Source organism: [Borrelia] finlandensis (assembly GCF_030438365.2).
In the GTDB taxonomy this organism is placed as follows: domain Bacteria; phylum Spirochaetota; class Spirochaetia; order Borreliales; family Borreliaceae; genus Borreliella; species Borreliella finlandensis.
This window is the reverse complement of sequence record NZ_CP124070.1, coordinates 203,965-220,943: the sequence shown is the minus strand read 5'-3', so window position 1 is coordinate 220,943 and position 16,979 is coordinate 203,965. Positions and strand designations below refer to the sequence as shown.

Here is a 16,979-nt window from a genome sequence, read left to right as displayed (position 1 = left end):
GAATTGATTATAAAGAAATAGAACTTATTAATTAATTTATTTATTTGAGTTTTAGTCACTTTTTCTTTAACCCTTTATTGGAAGATAGTATAAAATTTTTGAGTAAATTTGTAATTATTGAAAATAGTAATAATACTAGAGCTGTAGAAAAGAGAGCTTCTCTGTGAACACCCGAGGCGTATCCCATGTCCATAGCAATGTTTACAGTTAGTGTTCTAATAGGAGAAAATATGTTTTTTATAAAAAGAGGAGAGCCTCCTCCTACCATTAATACTGCCACGGTTTCTCCAATAGCTCTTCCTATTGCCAATATTGTTCCTGCTAAAATACCTCGACTAGCTGATGGTATTATTATCTTATATATTGTTTGCCAGTCTGTTGCTGCTAATGCAAGAGATGCAAATTTATATGATTTTGGAACGGCTTTGAGCGATGAATAACAAACGCTAATTATTGTGGGAACTATCATTATGCTTAATATGAGTGATGAGCTTATTAAATTGTATCCCAAATTGTCTTCTCTTTTAAAAATGTTTTTTACTAAAGCTGCAATAAATGTGCTTCCAAAAAATCCGTAAACTACACTGGGGATTCCCGCTAAAAGCTCTATTACTGTTTGTAAAAATTGTCGATAAAATCCTTTTGCTTTTTCAAGTAAATATATCGCAAATCCCAACCCAATTGGTAAAGCAATTAGAATAGAAAAAAGTGTAGTTAAAAGGGAATTAATAATGAATGCCAAAATACCATAAGATTTTTGTAAATTGCTAGCAGGATCCCAATTTGTGCTAAATAAAAAGTTTAAAATTTTAATTTTGTTATTAAGAAATGGCATTATTCCGGTTTTTAATATAAACAAACCCAAAAACAATATTGATAGGGAGCTGATTATTGCAGATATAAGAATAAAAGATTTGAAAATAATTTCAATTATTTTTCTTTTTGTCTTTAAGCTTAGATGCATTTTTTAAAAGAATCCCTTAAAGCTCATGTCAGTGTTAAATTGTATTACTTGACTTAAGGTTAAGTCAAGTTTTTTTTTCTTTAATTTAATTATGTTTTTATCCCTAAAAAGCCTTGTTCTTCAACAATATCTTGTCCGGTTGAGCTTGTCATGAAATCAATAAATTGAGTTACGCTTTTATCTTCGTATTTGTTATTTGTAACTATTATTAAATTTCTTTTAATGGTGTATTTATTGCTATTTATTGTTTCTTTTGTAGGATATGTGCTGTTAACAGAAAGAATATTTAAACCCTTTTCTATTGAATTTTTTGCGTATCCAAGACCTATATATCCTATTGAGTGGGGAGTAAGGCTTGTTTTTTCAATTACCTCTCCATTAGATTTTACCACTATTCCGTCTTGTCTAAATTGAGCTTCTTCGTGAGTTTTGAATATTTTATTAAGAAGTAGATCTTTTATAGACGAATAAGAACCAGAAGAAGAGTCTCGATTGATAAAATTGATTTTAGCATCAGGACCCCCCACTTGTTTCCAATTTTGAATTTCTCCATTTAGTATTTTAGCTAGATTTTCTTCTGTAATATTTGTAATTTTTATTTCAGGGCTTGTAATGAAAATTAAAGCATCATAAGCAAATACAGTTTCTTTTGCCCCTTGTTCAATTTCTTCTTTTGTTAAATCTCTTGATGATATTGCTATTTTATATATTTTGTTAAATAGCCCGTTTATGCCAACACTACTTCCTTGTGCATCGTATGTTACTTTAGTATTATTGTTTATTTTATTATATCTTAAAATCATTTCGTCTAGTATTGGGCTTACAGTTGTAGATCCTCCAATTGATACAATTTTTTCATTGTCTTGATTTTTACAGTTGTATAATAAACTTGTTGATAGCATAAAAATTAAGATAATAACTTTTTTCATCAAGTAAACTCCTTTGTTTAAGTATATAATAGCATTAATTTAAAATAAGTCAATTACAAATTAACCTTATTGATTAAGTTATAATTGAGGAATAATAGCAAATATTTTAATTTTTTGGTATAAATTACTACTAGATTTGTATGTTAAGTTTTGCGAGGTATTTAAATGGCAGTAGTGAAATCTAGTGAGATTGAAAAAGGTTCTTTTTTGCTTATCAAAGGGGCTCCTCATATTGTTCTTGAAAGAGAATTCTCAAAAACAGGTAGGGGGGGGGCGATAGTAAGGTTAAAGCTTAAGAACTTAAAAAACAAATTTGTCATTAGAGAAACTTTAAAAGGGGCAGATACTGCAGAAGCTATTGAAATTTATGAAGTTAGTGCTCAGTATTTATACAAAGATAAAGACGTTTTGGTTTTTATGGATTTAGAAACTTATGATCAAGTTAGTTTGGACTTAAAAGAAAGTGCTAATTTACAAGATAAAGTGCCTTTTTTGCAGGAGTCTGAAATCTATTCTCTTGTAACTTTTGACAATGTGGTTATTGACATTAAGCTGGCTCCAAAGATTGCTTTTGAAGTTGTAGAAGTTGAGGCGGCTGTTAAAGGTGACACTGTAACAAATGCAATGAAAAATATTACTCTTAATACAGGGCTTGTAGTAAAAGCTCCACTTTTTATTAACGTTGGAGATAAGGTTTTAATTAATTCTGAAACCAAAGAGTATGCAGAGCGGATTAAAAGTTAAATTAATATTGTTTTTTTGTTGTTTTGCTTGTTCTTGCGACATAAATTATCCAGAAATAAAAGAGCTTGATTATAAGATAAATTATTATTTTACTGAAAATCGCTTAGATTATTCCATGAGTTTTGATTTTGCAATTAAAGTTATAAATTCAAAAGATGTTTTTAAATTATCAATAGAGAATAAGAACACTAATGAGTTTATTCAAGTGATTAATAATAATTATAGCTCTTTTTTTATTGATTCTGGCCTTGGAAAGGATATTCTATATTGTAGGGATTTGAGGTTTAATTTTTTTGATAAAACTTTTGAAGATTTTACCTCATGTGTTCGCCTTTTTGATAAGGGCATGAGAGTATACAATAGAGAGCTTGTTATTTCTTTGGGCATGTCAAAATATGATTTAGATGATGTTCACAATTATGTATATAAGTCTAAAGATATGGAAATGTTAAACAAGTTAAGCAACTCTAAAGTATTTTTTGTTAAAACTTATAAAGATAAACTACATCCTGTTTCTTCAGTTATTAAAATCGATTCAATGGATATTCTAGAGATTGATAAAGCATTTGATAATTACATAGGTTTTTATTATGTCGAAAAAAATTCAAATCTTTTTTTTAAAGTTGGCTGAAAAGATCAAAATGGGCCCACCAGGACTTGAACCTGGGACCTACCGATTATGAGTCGGGTGCTCTAACCAACTGAGCTATGGGCCCTTAGCTCTAATTTATTATATTTATTTTTTATTCATTGTCAAGTTCATTTTGAATAACTTCTATTTTAGAAGTTAATACGTCTAATTTGTTATTAATTTTATTTTTTTCTTTTGTTAGGGCTTGTATCTTTTGTTGAATGTTTTTTATTTCTTCCTGTTTTGTTATTTTTAGTAAATCATTATTTAAGTTTAATATTTTTTGGTTTATTTTTTCTATTTTTTGAATTATTGAGCTGATTGCATTGGTTTTGGCTGTCATTTTATCTTTTTTTGTGATTTCAATAAATTCTTCAGCAATTTTTTTTAAAATGTTTTCTTTGTTTTTTGTAATAACATTGATTTCGTTTTTTATTTTATTCTTTTTGTATATTTTTTCTTTTTTGCTTGTAGATATTATTCCTTTTATTTCTTCTTCTATGTTTTTTATATTTATTTTGATTTCATTTATTATTTTAAATTCTTTAACAATTACATTGTTTAACTTTTTATTTAATGAAAATTCATTCATTATACTTTCAAAGTTTTCAGAAGGGTAATATTTTGTGAATACCTGCTTTTCAAATTCTTTTGATATTTTATATACATTTATCATATTAATAATATTGTTTATTGTTGAGCTAGCTTCAATCATTATTCTTTGTAAATAATTTTTTGTTTTATGATCGCTTGCTAATTCTATTTTTTTATATTTTTCAAGTTTCAATTTAGAAAAATTCATATTGTATTTGGATATTAATTCTAGATTTTGAGGATAAATTTCGATGATTGTTTTAGCAATTTCTTTAAGGTTTTTTTTATATGATTTACTAGTAGATTTATATTCTTTTTTAAGAATATAAATTTTTTTGTTTAAATTTTTTAATATGTTTTCATTTTCTTCTGATTTGCTTAAATTGCTTTTCATTTGATACAATTCTTTTTCTACTAATTTTAAATTGGGATAGTGGTTTAAATTTTTTAATTCTACTACATTATTATTTTTTAATATTTTTCCAAGCTCAATTAAATTTTTGTCTTTTTCTATCTTTAACAAGTTGACTTCTGATTTGATTTTTTTTATCATGGGAACTCTGGTTTTATTTTATGCTCTGTCAACTTTTTTTTCAAGCTCAAATTTAGATATTTTGTAATAAATTTTTCGTCCATGAGGACAATGTTTGATTTCTAGTTTAAAAAATTCATTTATTAAAAATTTACTAAATTCAACGCTTAGCATGTCATTTCTTTTAACAGCCTTTCTACAGGCAATAGTTGCGTATAAGTCAGATTCAAGAGAATTTATTGTCCTGCTTCTTCTTGATTGAAAAAAATTAATAAGAGTATTTTCATATTGACTACAAATATTAGGAATAGATTCAAGTTGATATTTTTTAGAGCCTATTTTAGAGATTATAATGTCCATTTGTTTGTATTCTTCAATCTCACTATCTATAATTTCTTCTGTGTTTTTATCAACTACTGTGAATTCAATTGGTACTAGAAGTTTTTGAACAATTTTTTTTGAATTTCTAAGTTTTTCATATATTATTTTTTCATGAACTGCGTGTTGGTCTATGAAGTAAATTTCATTTATTTTTTCAACGATTAAAAATTCAGAGAATATTTGTCCAATATAGTTAAATTTTATTTCTTCTTTTTCATTTTTATTTGGAGGTTCTTCAAATTCTAAAAAGTTGTCAGAGAAAATGTTTCCAATGTTTTCCCTGAGTGTTGGTCTATTCTGTATAATTGAATTGTACCTTCTAAGGTCAATATTGCTTTGTGTTATGTTTTTGTTTGGCTCGTTTACATTATCCTCTGTTTCTAAATTATTGTTTTGTGTTATATCATATGTGTTGATTTTATTAAAGTTTTCTGGTTGGTTTGTCATTTCTATTAAATGATCATCTTCTGTTAATTGTCTTTTTATTATTATGTCTTGGTAGTTATTTATGTTTTTATCAAAAAAATTATTAATATTGTCAGATATTAGTTTAAATAAAAATGGAAGATTGTAAAATCTTACTTCTTTTTTTTGAGGGTGTACATTAAAGTCAATATATTCGGGGTTTATTTCTAAAAATAAATAACATATTGGGAAGTTGCCAGGAGAAAGTATTCTTCTGTGTCCATTAGTTATTGCTTCTAAGAGATCTTTTTGATCGATAGGCCTTCTGTTGACGAATGTTTTAATATGTCTTTTACTTTTTTTAGAAAAGTTATCTGGTGCTAAAAATATTTCTATTTTTATATTGTCATGTTCTTTTTTTAAGACCCTAAATTTATTATTTTCTATTACATTTCCATATACATTTTGAACCCTGTCAATTAAGGATTCTTTAAAGTAAATTTTTCTTAGCTTTTGATTTAAATTAATTTCGAAATTGATTTCGGGGTGGGTTATTATTTTTTCTTCTAAAACTTTTAGACACATTTTTGTTTCAATGGGTTCTTGCTTTAAGAATCTTTTCCTTGCTGGGAAGTTGTGAAATATTTTTGTGACATCTACTATTGTTCCGTTTATGGCAGGTTGTTTTTTAAAGCATTTTTCAATTCCATTTTCTACTTCTATTTGATAGCTTTCATTGCTAGTTGTTGAGCTTGTTATTGAAATGTTGGAGCAAATTGCAATACTAGAGAGAGCCTCTCCCCTAAAGCCTAGAGTTTCTATTTTTCTTAAATCTTCTTCTGATGATATTTTTGAAGTAGTGTGTGGTAGATAGCAGATTTTTAAATCTTCTTTACTTATTCCGCTTCCATTATCTATTATTAAGATTTTGTGAATTCCCCCTTCTTCAAGAAAAACCTCAATTTTAGTAGCTCCAGAATCTATTGAATTGTCTAGCAATTCCCTTAATATTGAACATGGCCTGTCTATTGATTCTCCTGCTGCTATTTTTTGAACCAAGTATTTATCTAAGAATCTTATTTTGTTCATTGAAATTTATATTCCTATTATTTTTTTAATATTTTCATTTTTTTTGTAATTTGGAAATTTTTTTATAAGTTCTCTTAGTGTTTGATCATTGTTATTTTCATTATATTCTATTATTCCTAGTGCATGTAAGGCCTCTGGATTGTTTGGTTTTAATTTTGTATATTCTCTTAGAAGGTCTTTAGCTCTTGTGTTATCATTAATTTCAATTAAAGTGGTTGCAAGATTATATTTTGCTTCAATATCTGAATTGATTATTGCTTTTTCAAAAATCTCAATTGCTTTTTGATAATTTTTTTCTTTTTTGTAAAGTATCCCAAGATTGTTTAAGGCTAATTTATTATTTTTGTTTATTATCTTTTCAAGAGTTGAGATTGCTTGACTTTTATTTCCTGATTTTTCGTATGCTTTTGCTAGGTTTATATAGGCTGAAGTATTTTCAGGGTTTTTTTTAATTACTAAGCTGTAAAGTGGTATAGCATTTTGGTAATTTTCTTTTTTAAGATTTATAGATGCTTTTAAATATAAATATTCACTTTTTTCTGGATTTAAATCGATGGCTTTGTTTATTGTTTCAAGAGATTCTTCAAGTTTATTGTTTTCAAATTTTGCTATTGATAGGTTGTAAATAGCAATTTCATTAGGTTTTTTTGCATTGGCATTAAAAAAATTTAAATATTCTTCACTTTGTTTGAAGTTGCCCAAGTTATTTGATACTATTCCTGCTTTTAATGCATAATTGGGGTTTTTGTTTAGATTGTAGGCGTTTTTAAAGCTTGCCAATGCTTGTTGCATATCACCATTTTTTTCTTCTGCTATTCCTTTTTGGTAGTAGGCAGTGCCATAATTTTTATCAATTTGTATTGCTTTCTCAAAAGATTCTATTGCTTTTTTGTTTTTATTTAGCATCATTAAAGCTATTCCTTTGTTATGAAATGCTTTTTTATGTTTTGGTTCGAGCTTTATTGTTTGATCAAATGATTCTATTGAGTGTTCATACTTTTTAAGCTTAAATCTAATGATTCCAAGCTTATAGTGATCTTCTTGGGTATTTGTGAGTTTGGTAATTTTTTCGTATGCATTTTCTGCTTTTAGCAAATCTCCATTGTTTTCATAGGCTTGAGCTAAAGTTTTAGAGGCCCAGGCGTCATTGGGATTGTTTTTTAAGAATTCTTTTAAATCCTTAATGGCTTGTTGGCGTGATTTTGTATTTTCAAGATCAATAGGCCTTATTGAATGAACCTTAGATCTAAGGTCCTCCAGGTGCTGTATTTTATTAGCTTGAGCTAAGGTTTTAGAGGCCTGAGCGTCATTGGGATTGTTTTTTAAGAATTCGTTTAGATTCTTAATGGCTTGTTGACGTGATTTTGTGTTTTCAAGATCAGTGGGTTTTATTGAATGAACCTTAGATCTAAGGTCCTCCAGGTGCTGTATTTTATTAGCTTGAGCTAAGGTTTTAGAGGCCTGAGCGTCATTGGGATTGTTTTTTAAGAATTCGTTTAGATTCTTAATGGCTTGTTGACGTGATTTTGTGTTTTCAAGATCAGTGGGTTTTATTGAATGAACTTTGGATTTAAGGTCCTCTAGGTGCTGAGGCTTCTTGTCTTCTTTATCTAATTGAAAAATTTCTTTTTTGTAAGGATCTTTTGGTATATTAATGAGATTTGGTTCAATATCTTTTTTTATTAAGGTTAATAGTAAATTTGAAGCTTCTTTATTTTTTGAATTTTCAATCAATTCATTTACTTTTTGAAATTTGTTGCTTAGACCTTTTTTAATTAATTCTTTTAATCTGTTTTTTCCAAGTGTGACTCTCCCGGTGTTAATATCGTCTAATATTTCATAGAGCTCTTTTTTTATTAAGTAGCTATATGGCCTGTAAATTTTCCCTATTATTGTTTGACTGGGCGGAGAAAGTTCGCTTTCTTTTTGGAAATTTGAAGGAATTTTTTTTAAAGATGTAGCATTGTTATTGTTTGGATATTTACTGCTGTCTGGAGCTTTTAAAATATTTTCCGAATTTTTTTCTTTGGATAAATTTGTGTTTTGCTTATCATTTTCTATTTTTTGAGAGTTGTTTAAAATATTTTCACTATTTGATTTTTCACTTAATTTTTTTTTTAGTTTTTCCAAATTAAATAAATTTTTTTGGTCATTAACACTCAATTTGGGATTTGGAGATTGTATTATTTGGTTTTCTTCTTTTGGGTTTGTATTTGGTTTTATTTTTTCTGGGATTTTACTTTTTTTAAATTCAGATATGTCTTCATCTTCAATGCCAACATCATCGTTTCTGTCAGAGTAGTTTTCTGTTATTGTGCTGTCTTTGATGTATCTATTATTAAATGCTATATCAAAATTTTCGTTTACATTTGTTTTTGTATTGTCTTGACCTTTAATCTTGTCTAAGATTTGATTCGCAGAATCTCTTTGCAAGTCTTTTGATTCAAAAGGACTACTGTTGGCAATTTCTGCTAGTGTATTTGTAAGCATTGCAATGTCTTCGTTTTGGGGGTATTTGTCTTGCAGAAGTTTTGCAACAGAATATGCTTTTTTATAGTTTCGATCTATTACGCTATTTTTAACTTCGTTTAGCATTATTTCTCGATTTTTGTCATTTAATTTACTTTGATATATATAGTAACCAAAGCCCCCAAATGATAAGATGAGTAAGAAAATTAAAAGCAATAATACCGAAAAATTTGTATGTTTTTTATTCATCTATGTATAACTCCTCTTGCCAATTAAGTTTTTCTAGCTCAATTAAAGAATTCGTTTCTAGGTTGTCTTTAAAACTATCTTTAAGTATTTGATTTTTATTTTCTTTCGCGTATACAATATGCTCGGTTCGCCCCTTCAAACTTTTGTCAAGTTGTTCAAGATTAATTTTTTCATTTCTTAAATAACTTATTATAAGCAAAATGCTATCTTTTTTTTCTGTTTTTGATCTAAGGGTAATAAATTGAGAGTAGTCGTGGATAGCCATAGTATAAGAGTCCCAAGCTTTTTGGTATTCTTTTTCTTTAGAAGTTATTTTGCCCTGTTGAACATAGGCATTGGCTCTGTTTAGTAGCGCGCTGTCATAATTAGGTCTACTTTTAATAGAATTAGAATAATATTTTATTGCTAAAGGATAGTAACCTTCCCCTCTGTTAAACATTATGTTGCCTAATTCGTAATATAGTATGTAGTCGATTTCACCTCCTACTGCAATTCCATCAAGCAATGCTCCTTCTGCTTCTGTTAGTTGATTATTTTCTCTGTATGCTATTGATAAAAAGTAATAGCCGAGTTGTACTTTTGGGTATTTTTTAATAGCATCACTTAGTGTTTCGATTGCTTGAATATAATTTTTGTTTTTCATCTCTTCTTTGCCAATTCTAATTAGCCTTTGAGAATATGCCAATTTTGAATTTAATATTAAAATCAAAAATAAAATAAAAATCTTGTAATTTTTATTTAAAAATAAATAAATCCTCATTCTTTTCCCATTATACTTATTTTAGATTAAATGCTTTTAGCTTTCATAAGCTCTTTTTTAAAATTTATTTTTTGCTTCAATTTTGTTTTGAAAAAAGAAATAAATTCTAATAAACTATTTTTTTCATTAGATTTTATCTTTCTATTGTTTTTTAATTCTACCAGATTCTCACAATATATTAAATAGCACATTGCAGGTAATAATTTTTTTCCATTTTCATCTTCCAGTTTTTCAATAAGATTAAATCTTATATTTTTGAGAATAATTTTTAAAATTCTTGATCTTGTTTTTAGTGATTTTATTAAAAGATATGATTTTTGGTAATCTAGTTGGCTGGGATTTATTTTTTGTATTTTTATTATTTTTTTGGGTATTGTAATTTTATTTTCGTCAAGGTAGAGTAGTATGTCTGATATAAATTTGAAATGCTTATATTCAATATTTGGGTAAAAGGATAGAAAATATACAAGTATTTGATTTTGTATTTCAAAGGTTTTAGATTTGAAAAATTCTTTCATGCGTTGACAAAAAATTTTTTTATCCTTATTATCAGCATAAATATAGAATGCAATCCAGCCATAAGTTTCTATATTCTGAGAATTTTTTTTGACATAATGCATAATAATTTCTAAGAATGCACTCTTAATGTATCTTTCTTTAAAGATTGAGCTTTCGTATGGGTTGAAATTTGTTTTGTCAAAAGATATAAAAAAATCTTCTGTTTGAAATTTTGCAGTTATAATTTCTTTTATTTTTTCTTTTATGTTAATTAATTTATGTTTTTCAATGTACTCAAGCGCATCTATGAAAGATTCCCAATTGTTAGATATTTTGTCTTTGAAAAACCAAGTTAAATATTTTTTTGTTATTGTTTTTTCAATTACATATAAATAACACTTTAATGTGTCTTGAAAATCTTTTGGAGTGTATTGTGTGAAATCGCTAAAAAAATAATTAAAGCTAATATTTTTACTCGAACCTTTATAAAAAATTTCATTAAGACTTAAAGTTTTTAGTGCACGTAAGTAGTTTAAAATTTCATTGTATTTTAGCGCTAGAATTTCTTCTTCCAAGTATTTGTAATGTTTTATTAAAATTTTAATAAAAATGTTTTTACTCAAACACCCAACTGGCCAATATGTAAGTATTAGCATTCTTTTTAATTTTATTAGTCTACTTTCTTTATTGGTTAAGCTTGATTTAAAAACTTTTTGATTTTCTGGTTGATATTTTAAATTTTTATTTAAAATATTTAGTATTTTAATTTTATTTCTGTTTCTTACAGCTACCAGAATATCTATTGTTTGTTCTAGGCTGTCAATGTTAATATTGCTGGAAAAATTTAATATAATTTGCTTGTAAATGTCTTTTTTTTCTTGAGAATAATAAGGGCTATTTTGTATTTCAATTAGTTTTAAAAAGTTGCTAGATTTTAGTTTATATGTTGTTCCTAGTTTTTTGGTGTTGAGATTAGCTTCTTTGTTTATTTGAATAAAATTTTTGCTTCTTACTATTTCTAATATCCATTTTTTAATTGCTTCATTTTTAGTGTTTTTGTAGTAGTATTCTTCAAGTGAAGTGTTAAATGCATTTTTTTCTTTTTCATAATCATTGCTAATTTTTATAAGTTCAATTATTTCAGGTTTTTCTAATTTGTAAAGCTGGGAAGAAATGCCATATTTTAAAACTTTTTCTTCTATATATTTGTTTATATACTTTTTTAATGTGGCAAGGGAATCATAAAATTCTGAATCCTTTTTAATCGTTTTCATTTATTCCTTTTTTGATAATTTCCATTAAATTTTTATCTTTTTTAGCAGAATTTATTATTGCCTCTAGATAACCCTCAAGAGTTCCTATGTCAATTCTTTTCCCCTCAATGGTTTTATATAATACTTTTTTTTGATCCATTAGCTTTTTTAAAGCATAAATGTGATAGTATTCACCTTCTTTATGTAGTTTGAATCCTTCTTCTAAATGTTCAAAAAACTCATAATTGTACAAAAATCTTCCAATAGATGCTTTATTGCTAGGCTCACTTCCAATCTTTGGTTTTTCAACAATGTTTTTTACATGGATTTCGTCTTTGTAGAGATCTATTACTCCGTATCTATTTATATTTTCTGGATTTTCAATGATAGATATTATGTTCTTTCCAGTTTTTTCATAAAGTTTGATCAATTGCAAGCTTAATGGTGGATTTCCAATGCAAAGATCGTCAGGGTAAGCTACAACTACAGGTTCTCTATTTATCCAGGGTTTTGCATAAAGTAGGGCATTTCCTGTTCCTAGCATTTCTTTTTGTCTTATGAAGCTTATGTTGATTTTTTTGCTTCTAATCTTTTCTAATTCATCTTTTTTATTTTCTTTTAAAAAAATATTTTCAAGTTCAATTTCTCTGTCAAAATAATCTTCAAGAACTTTTTTTCTTCTTGAGCTTATAAATAAAATATCTTTTATTCCTGAATCAATGAATTCTTGAATAATATAATCTATGGCTGGCTTGTTTAAAATTGGTAGCATTTCTTTTGGAATTGTTTTTGTTATTGGTAAAAATCTTGTTCCATACCCAGCTGCCAGAATAATGCCTTTCATATTTTTCTCTCTTAAAATAAGATTATAGCAAAAATTTAATTTTATATATTCATTGTTTTTTAAAATTGTTTTAAAATTTTTATTTATGTATGTAAGTTCGGGTAAATATAAAGGTAAAAAGATTTTATTTCCCAAGAATGGCTCTGTTCGTCCTGTGATGTCTCTTGTTAGAGAAGCCTTTTTTTCTATTATTTTTAAGGATATTGTTAACTCAAAATTTTTGGATGTTTTTGCAGGGACTGGTATAATGTCTATTGAGGCTCTTAGCAGGGGGGCTAGTCTTGCTCATCTTGTTGAATGTAATAGAAAAATTAAAATTACATTAGTTAAGAATTTTAATTTTGTTGAGGAATTTTATAAATTCTTTTTTCAAAGAGCAGAGGATTTTTTGAGTAAAAAAGATCTTTTTTATGATTTTATTTATCTTGATCCTCCGTTTAATTATAAAAATAAGATTAATCTGCTTGAGATTATTTTAAAGGGTAAAATTTTAAATGATAAAGTTAACATCATTATGCATTATCCTTCTAGTGAAGATTTGGAGATAAATACATCAAAATTTTCAGTTTATAATTTAAAAAGGTATGGGGGATCAAAACTTATTTTTTTGAGAATATTGTAGGATTTATTTTTTTCCATAACTAAAAGGAATGAGTTGAATTTCATTTTTATTTAATTCTGAAATACTGTTTTTTATTACAAAATCATCCACATTGTTTAACGGATTTTTTTTATAATTTCCATTTGCATCTTTTATTAAAATTTCTTTGTTCTCAAGATCCATTATTATTTCTTCTATTTTGTAAGTTTGGTTTTTTTTGTTTATTATAGATAGATTTGGCGTAATGCCCATTTTGTATTCCAGAACAGCAGCTTGAAAAAGATTTTCATTATTATTTTTTTTGTTTACATCTACTATTTGCCCATAATCAAAAGGTGCAAGTATTGTTAAAAAATTTTCAAGCATTTTAATGTCGAATTTTTTGTTTTTTGTTTGCTCTTTTGGCTCTTTTCTGCTCCAGTAGTATTTCCCACTATTTTCTATTAAGAATTTAACAGTCTCTAAAGGGTTAGCACTTTCTTTAATTATGATTGGATTTACCAATTCATCGTAAGTGTCTACTATACAAAAAATTCTAACAAGTTCATGAATAAATTTGTTGATTTTTAGTTGCGGATGCCCAGTAGCATCAAGGTAGTCTTTTTGCCCATTGATTATCATTTTTGTAATAGCTGAAATATCTTCTCTTATTCTAAACAAATTTTTAGCAATGTTAATATTTTTTTCCAAGTGCTCTATTTTTAATTTGTGATGTTCTTTAAAATTCTTGTCTTTAAGGCTTATTTTATTACCCATATTTTCCAATATTGTTATATGCATTAATCCTATTGAGTGTAGCAACGATCCAAGTGCGGCTTGTAGTATCATGTCTTCTGCATAAAAAAATTCTGTAAATTCGGTATATTCAGTTTTATCAAGAAAAAATTTAATGGTTGAACGAGGTGCATTTTTCAAAGACCTTATTTTGTTTAAATTTGCAATTGTAATTAGAAAGTAAATTGTTGTATCGACTGAATGTAGCAGTATTGAATCACCTTCTGTTTTGACTTTTCCTTTAAAAAATTCATAGTCTCTTCTAGCAGAATATAAATATAATTTTTTTAAAGTTTTTTTATCTTTAAGATTTTCTTTTGTTCTAAGCTTTTTAACATCAAAATAATGATATATTTCTAATAAAATTTTTTGCAAAGATGTTATTTTATGTCTTGGAAGTATTTTAAAGCTTCCTTCCAATATTTCTTTCCAATAAATTTGATTAGGCTCAGTCTCCATCAATGTATTTATTTTCATGAGCGGTTTTTTGCCCTTGGTAATAAATATTGGATCGTCTTCCTTAAAGGGCTTATATACATCTTTTAGATTATCTATTAGCTTTTCTCTTAAATAGTTAAGATCATCATTTAAAATTTCTTCATTTATTTTTTTTATAAGGTCTTCATATGACTCATCTTCTTCTTTTTTAAGTACAGGAATGTATGGCGTATTGCCTTTGGAAAGTATTTTAATGATTTTTTCATTTATTCTTGTGCCAAGTTTTGATAACTTTCCTATTCTTGAAAAAATTATGTCTTGTTCGCTTAGATCTTTTATTTGCTTTATTTCTTTAAGTATCACTTTGAGATCCTTTTAATCTTTAAATAAATGTCGCCGAGGAGAATCGAACTCCTGACACAAGGATTTTCAGTCCTATGCTCTACCAACTGAGCTACAGCGACAATTGTAATTTAAACAAATGTATGCTGCCGAGGAGAATCGAACTCCTGACACAAGGATTTTCAGTCCTATGCTCTACCAACTGAGCTACAGCAGCATTTTTATTCTAGTACCTTAATTTTTTCATAAGTATATATGTTTGTCAACTCTTTTTAAATTTTAGCTTTCAAATGTAGTGCTAAAAAAATGATTTATAGCTAGTTTTTAGGCTTTAAAATGGACAATTCTAAAAATTTAATTAATTTTTCAAGGTGTGTAGTAAAATATTTTTTGAGTATTTTTTTAAATGTTTTTGTTTGTTTTTTAAAATTTAAATAAAGATTTGCGTTACTGTTTAATCTATAATAACAGATTTATAATATATATTTTACAGGTATTTAAAGAAAAAATTTATGCTAATAAAATTTCAATTTCTTTTGTGAAGATATTGAAAGAAATCCATATCTGTTGAGAAAATTTTTCTTTTATCTTTTAATACTGCTTTATAGCTTTCTAATGCCTGCCAGAATTTGTAAAATTCAATATTTTTGCCGTATGCATTTGAATAAATTTTTGCGGCTTCTCTATCCCCTTCGGCTTTTATTTTTGCAGCAGTGGCTTTTGCTCCACTTAATATTTTCAGTTTTTCTTTTTCTATGCTTCCAAGAATTTCTGTTTTTTCAGCTAATCCTATGCTTCTTTGTTCTTCTGCGATTTGTTGTCTTTCTGAGATCATTCTGTTGTTTACAGATTCAATAAGGCTTGGGTCATAAGTAACTTTTCTTATTAGTACGTCTACAATTTCAATTCCAATATCTTTGGTATTGTTGTTTGCTATACGAATTATTTCTTTTTCGATTATCTTTCGTCCTTTTGTTATTTTATAAATACCGTTAATTTTTGTTTCTTGTGGGGTGAGTATTCCATTAGACAAACGTTGAATAGGATCGTTTGAGCTTCTTATAATTTCAAGCAAAGGGTATTTTGCAATAACCCCTCTAACAGCAGGTTCAATTGCTGCATCAATTCTAATGTAAGCTCTACTCATTGTTTTTATTGTTGTGTAAAATTTATTTATGTCTGCAATTTTCCATCTAGCAGTTGTATCAATCCATATTAATTGCTTTTCTTCCCCTCCTGTTGGGATTCTTTGAGGTTCTCCATCCCATCTAAGAATGATTTTGGGAAATATTTGCACATTTTCAATTAATGGGATTTTATATTTAAGTCCAGCTAAATTTTCAGTTCTTTGAATTTTTCCAAGTCGAGTGGTTATTGAAATTTCATTTTCTTTTAAAATATAAATTGGTTGGAAAATAGACAAAATAGTCAAGCAAACTATTACTGTAAAGGTTATAATCTTTATAGCAGATAATAAAAGATTTATTATAAATTTCATTTATTTTACCTCTTTAAATGGTAGAAAATTTTTGAAGTTTTTGTCAATTAATTCAATGTTATCTTTGTTTTCAAGTATTTCTTTCATGGTTTCATTGTAAAGTCTTTCTTTTGTGATATCGGGATTTTTTAAGTAAGCGTCTAATATGGCATTGAAAATTTCTGTGTCTGCTAATGCATTGTTTATTCTGCTTTCTTTGTATCCTCTAGCTTCTTCAATAACCTTTAATGCTTCACCTTTGATTTTGGGAACTATTTGGTTAAATTCTTTTTTCCCTTCGTTTATGTATTTATTTTTGTCTTGAATTGCAATGTTTACATCTTCGAAAGCTTCGTAAACTTTTCCTTTTGGGGGTAGGGCATTTCTAATTTGTACTTGCACTACATCGATGCCTAAATTATAATTATCTATTATTTCATTCATAGAAGATTTTACGCCTTCTGTTATTCCCACTCTGTTATCATTTATTATTTCAAAAATAGTATTATCCCCAATCAATCTATTCATTGATGACTTTGCAATATCTTTAATTGTTGTTTCAGGATCTTCTACTTTAAATTTGAACGAATAAGGATCTCTTATTTTGTATTGCACTAACCATTCGATGTTTATGATATTTAAATCCCCAGTAATAATCCTGCTTTCGTCGTTTGCATTATCATTTTCTCTAATATCGCTTGAAGATATTAGAAATCCAAATTTAATTTCTTGGACTATTTTTACAGGTACGATAAATTTTTCTTCAATTAATGGAATCTTTACGTGTATTCCTGAATCAAGAGTTCTGTTAAGCTTGCCAAGGCGAAGTACAATTGCCTCTTCTGATGGTCCTACTATGAATATGTTTGCAATAACTATTATTGATATTAGTATCAATGTAATAATAATTATTAAATATTCATAAGTTTTATTAAAAATTTGTTTTATGTCAAACATTTGCTTCTCCTAATGTTTTAAATTATTTTTAGTAAGCGAATTTTGTCA

The 16,979-nt window shown here is 27.0% G+C and carries 14 protein-coding genes and 3 tRNA genes; 3 read left to right on the top strand and 14 right to left on the bottom strand.

The window, feature by feature from the left end:
- Positions 1–55 precede the first annotated feature (55 nt).
- A complete protein-coding gene (gene pstC, locus QIA19_RS01620) occupies positions 56–964 on the bottom strand; it encodes a phosphate ABC transporter permease subunit PstC (RefSeq protein ID WP_301365340.1) in 909 nt (302 codons plus the stop codon).
- A gap of 89 nt (positions 965–1,053) precedes the next feature.
- Positions 1,054–1,893: an extracellular solute-binding protein gene (locus QIA19_RS01615; protein WP_002556814.1), complete on the bottom strand. Its 840-nt coding sequence runs from the start codon at positions 1,891–1,893 to the stop codon at positions 1,054–1,056.
- Between the two features lie 165 nt (positions 1,894–2,058).
- On the opposite strand from QIA19_RS01615, the gene efp reads away from it, so the two are divergent.
- Positions 2,059–2,637: an elongation factor P gene (efp, locus tag QIA19_RS01610; protein WP_301365337.1), complete on the top strand. Its 579-nt coding sequence runs from the start codon at positions 2,059–2,061 to the stop codon at positions 2,635–2,637.
- Positions 2,615–3,268 (top strand): hypothetical protein, encoded by a 654-nt coding sequence (locus QIA19_RS01605; RefSeq protein WP_301365335.1) that lies wholly within the window; start codon positions 2,615–2,617, stop codon positions 3,266–3,268. The genes efp and QIA19_RS01605 overlap by 23 nt, the downstream gene beginning before the upstream one ends.
- An 11-nt stretch (positions 3,269–3,279) precedes the next feature.
- Here QIA19_RS01605 and QIA19_RS01600 read toward each other — a convergent pair.
- The 7 genes from QIA19_RS01600 to QIA19_RS01570 all read right to left on the bottom strand — a co-directional run bounded on the left by QIA19_RS01600 (position 3,280) and on the right by QIA19_RS01570 (position 12,342).
- Positions 3,280–3,353, bottom strand: a tRNA-Ile gene (locus tag QIA19_RS01600).
- Positions 3,354–3,380: 27 nt separating this feature from the next.
- Positions 3,381–4,415, bottom strand: a complete 1,035-nt coding sequence (locus tag QIA19_RS01595; RefSeq protein WP_301365333.1) for a coiled-coil domain-containing protein — start codon at positions 4,413–4,415, stop codon at positions 3,381–3,383.
- An 18-nt stretch (positions 4,416–4,433) separates the two neighbouring features.
- Entirely contained in the window at positions 4,434–6,269 is a 1,836-nt protein-coding gene (mutL, locus tag QIA19_RS01590; protein ID WP_301365331.1) for a DNA mismatch repair endonuclease MutL, read from the bottom strand.
- A gap of 6 nt (positions 6,270–6,275) precedes the next feature.
- Positions 6,276–8,987: a tetratricopeptide repeat protein gene (locus QIA19_RS01585; protein WP_301365329.1), complete on the bottom strand. Its 2,712-nt coding sequence runs from the start codon at positions 8,985–8,987 to the stop codon at positions 6,276–6,278.
- Complete coding sequence (locus QIA19_RS01580) at positions 8,980–9,747, bottom strand: tetratricopeptide repeat protein (protein ID WP_301365327.1); 768 nt, start codon at positions 9,745–9,747, stop codon at positions 8,980–8,982. Before QIA19_RS01580 ends, QIA19_RS01585 begins: the two co-directional genes overlap by 8 nt.
- A 26-nt stretch (positions 9,748–9,773) precedes the next feature.
- Positions 9,774–11,519 (bottom strand): BB_0208 family protein, encoded by a 1,746-nt coding sequence (locus QIA19_RS01575; protein WP_301365326.1) that lies wholly within the window; start codon positions 11,517–11,519, stop codon positions 9,774–9,776.
- Positions 11,506–12,342 carry a UTP--glucose-1-phosphate uridylyltransferase gene (locus QIA19_RS01570; protein WP_301365324.1) on the bottom strand — a complete coding sequence of 279 codons (837 nt, stop codon included), beginning with the start codon at positions 12,340–12,342 and terminating at the stop codon, positions 11,506–11,508. The genes QIA19_RS01575 and QIA19_RS01570 overlap by 14 nt, the downstream gene beginning before the upstream one ends.
- A gap of 52 nt (positions 12,343–12,394) precedes the next feature.
- Between QIA19_RS01570 and rsmD the strand changes: the two genes are divergently transcribed.
- The gene (gene rsmD / locus QIA19_RS01565) at positions 12,395–12,964 is read left to right on the top strand and encodes a 16S rRNA (guanine(966)-N(2))-methyltransferase RsmD (RefSeq protein WP_301365322.1); all 570 of its coding nucleotides are present in this window, start codon (positions 12,395–12,397) and stop codon (positions 12,962–12,964) included.
- 3 nt (positions 12,965–12,967) lie between these two features.
- On the opposite strand, the gene QIA19_RS01560 is transcribed toward rsmD, so the two are convergent.
- The 5 genes from QIA19_RS01560 to hflK all read right to left on the bottom strand — a co-directional run bounded on the left by QIA19_RS01560 (position 12,968) and on the right by hflK (position 16,931).
- Positions 12,968–14,518 carry an HD-GYP domain-containing protein gene (locus tag QIA19_RS01560; protein ID WP_008882673.1) on the bottom strand — a complete coding sequence of 517 codons (1,551 nt, stop codon included), beginning with the start codon at positions 14,516–14,518 and terminating at the stop codon, positions 12,968–12,970.
- Between the two features lie 28 nt (positions 14,519–14,546).
- Positions 14,547–14,619: transfer RNA gene (locus tag QIA19_RS01555), tRNA-Phe, on the bottom strand.
- Positions 14,620–14,641: 22 nt separating this feature from the next.
- Positions 14,642–14,714: transfer RNA gene (locus QIA19_RS01550), tRNA-Phe, on the bottom strand.
- Between the two features lie 309 nt (positions 14,715–15,023).
- The gene (gene hflC / locus QIA19_RS01545) at positions 15,024–15,995 is read right to left on the bottom strand and encodes a protease modulator HflC (protein ID WP_301365320.1); all 972 of its coding nucleotides are present in this window, start codon (positions 15,993–15,995) and stop codon (positions 15,024–15,026) included.
- Positions 15,996–16,931, bottom strand: coding sequence for an FtsH protease activity modulator HflK (gene hflK, locus QIA19_RS01540; protein WP_301365318.1), 936 nt, complete (start codon positions 16,929–16,931; stop codon positions 15,996–15,998).
- Between the last annotated feature and the right edge of the window lie 48 nt (positions 16,932–16,979).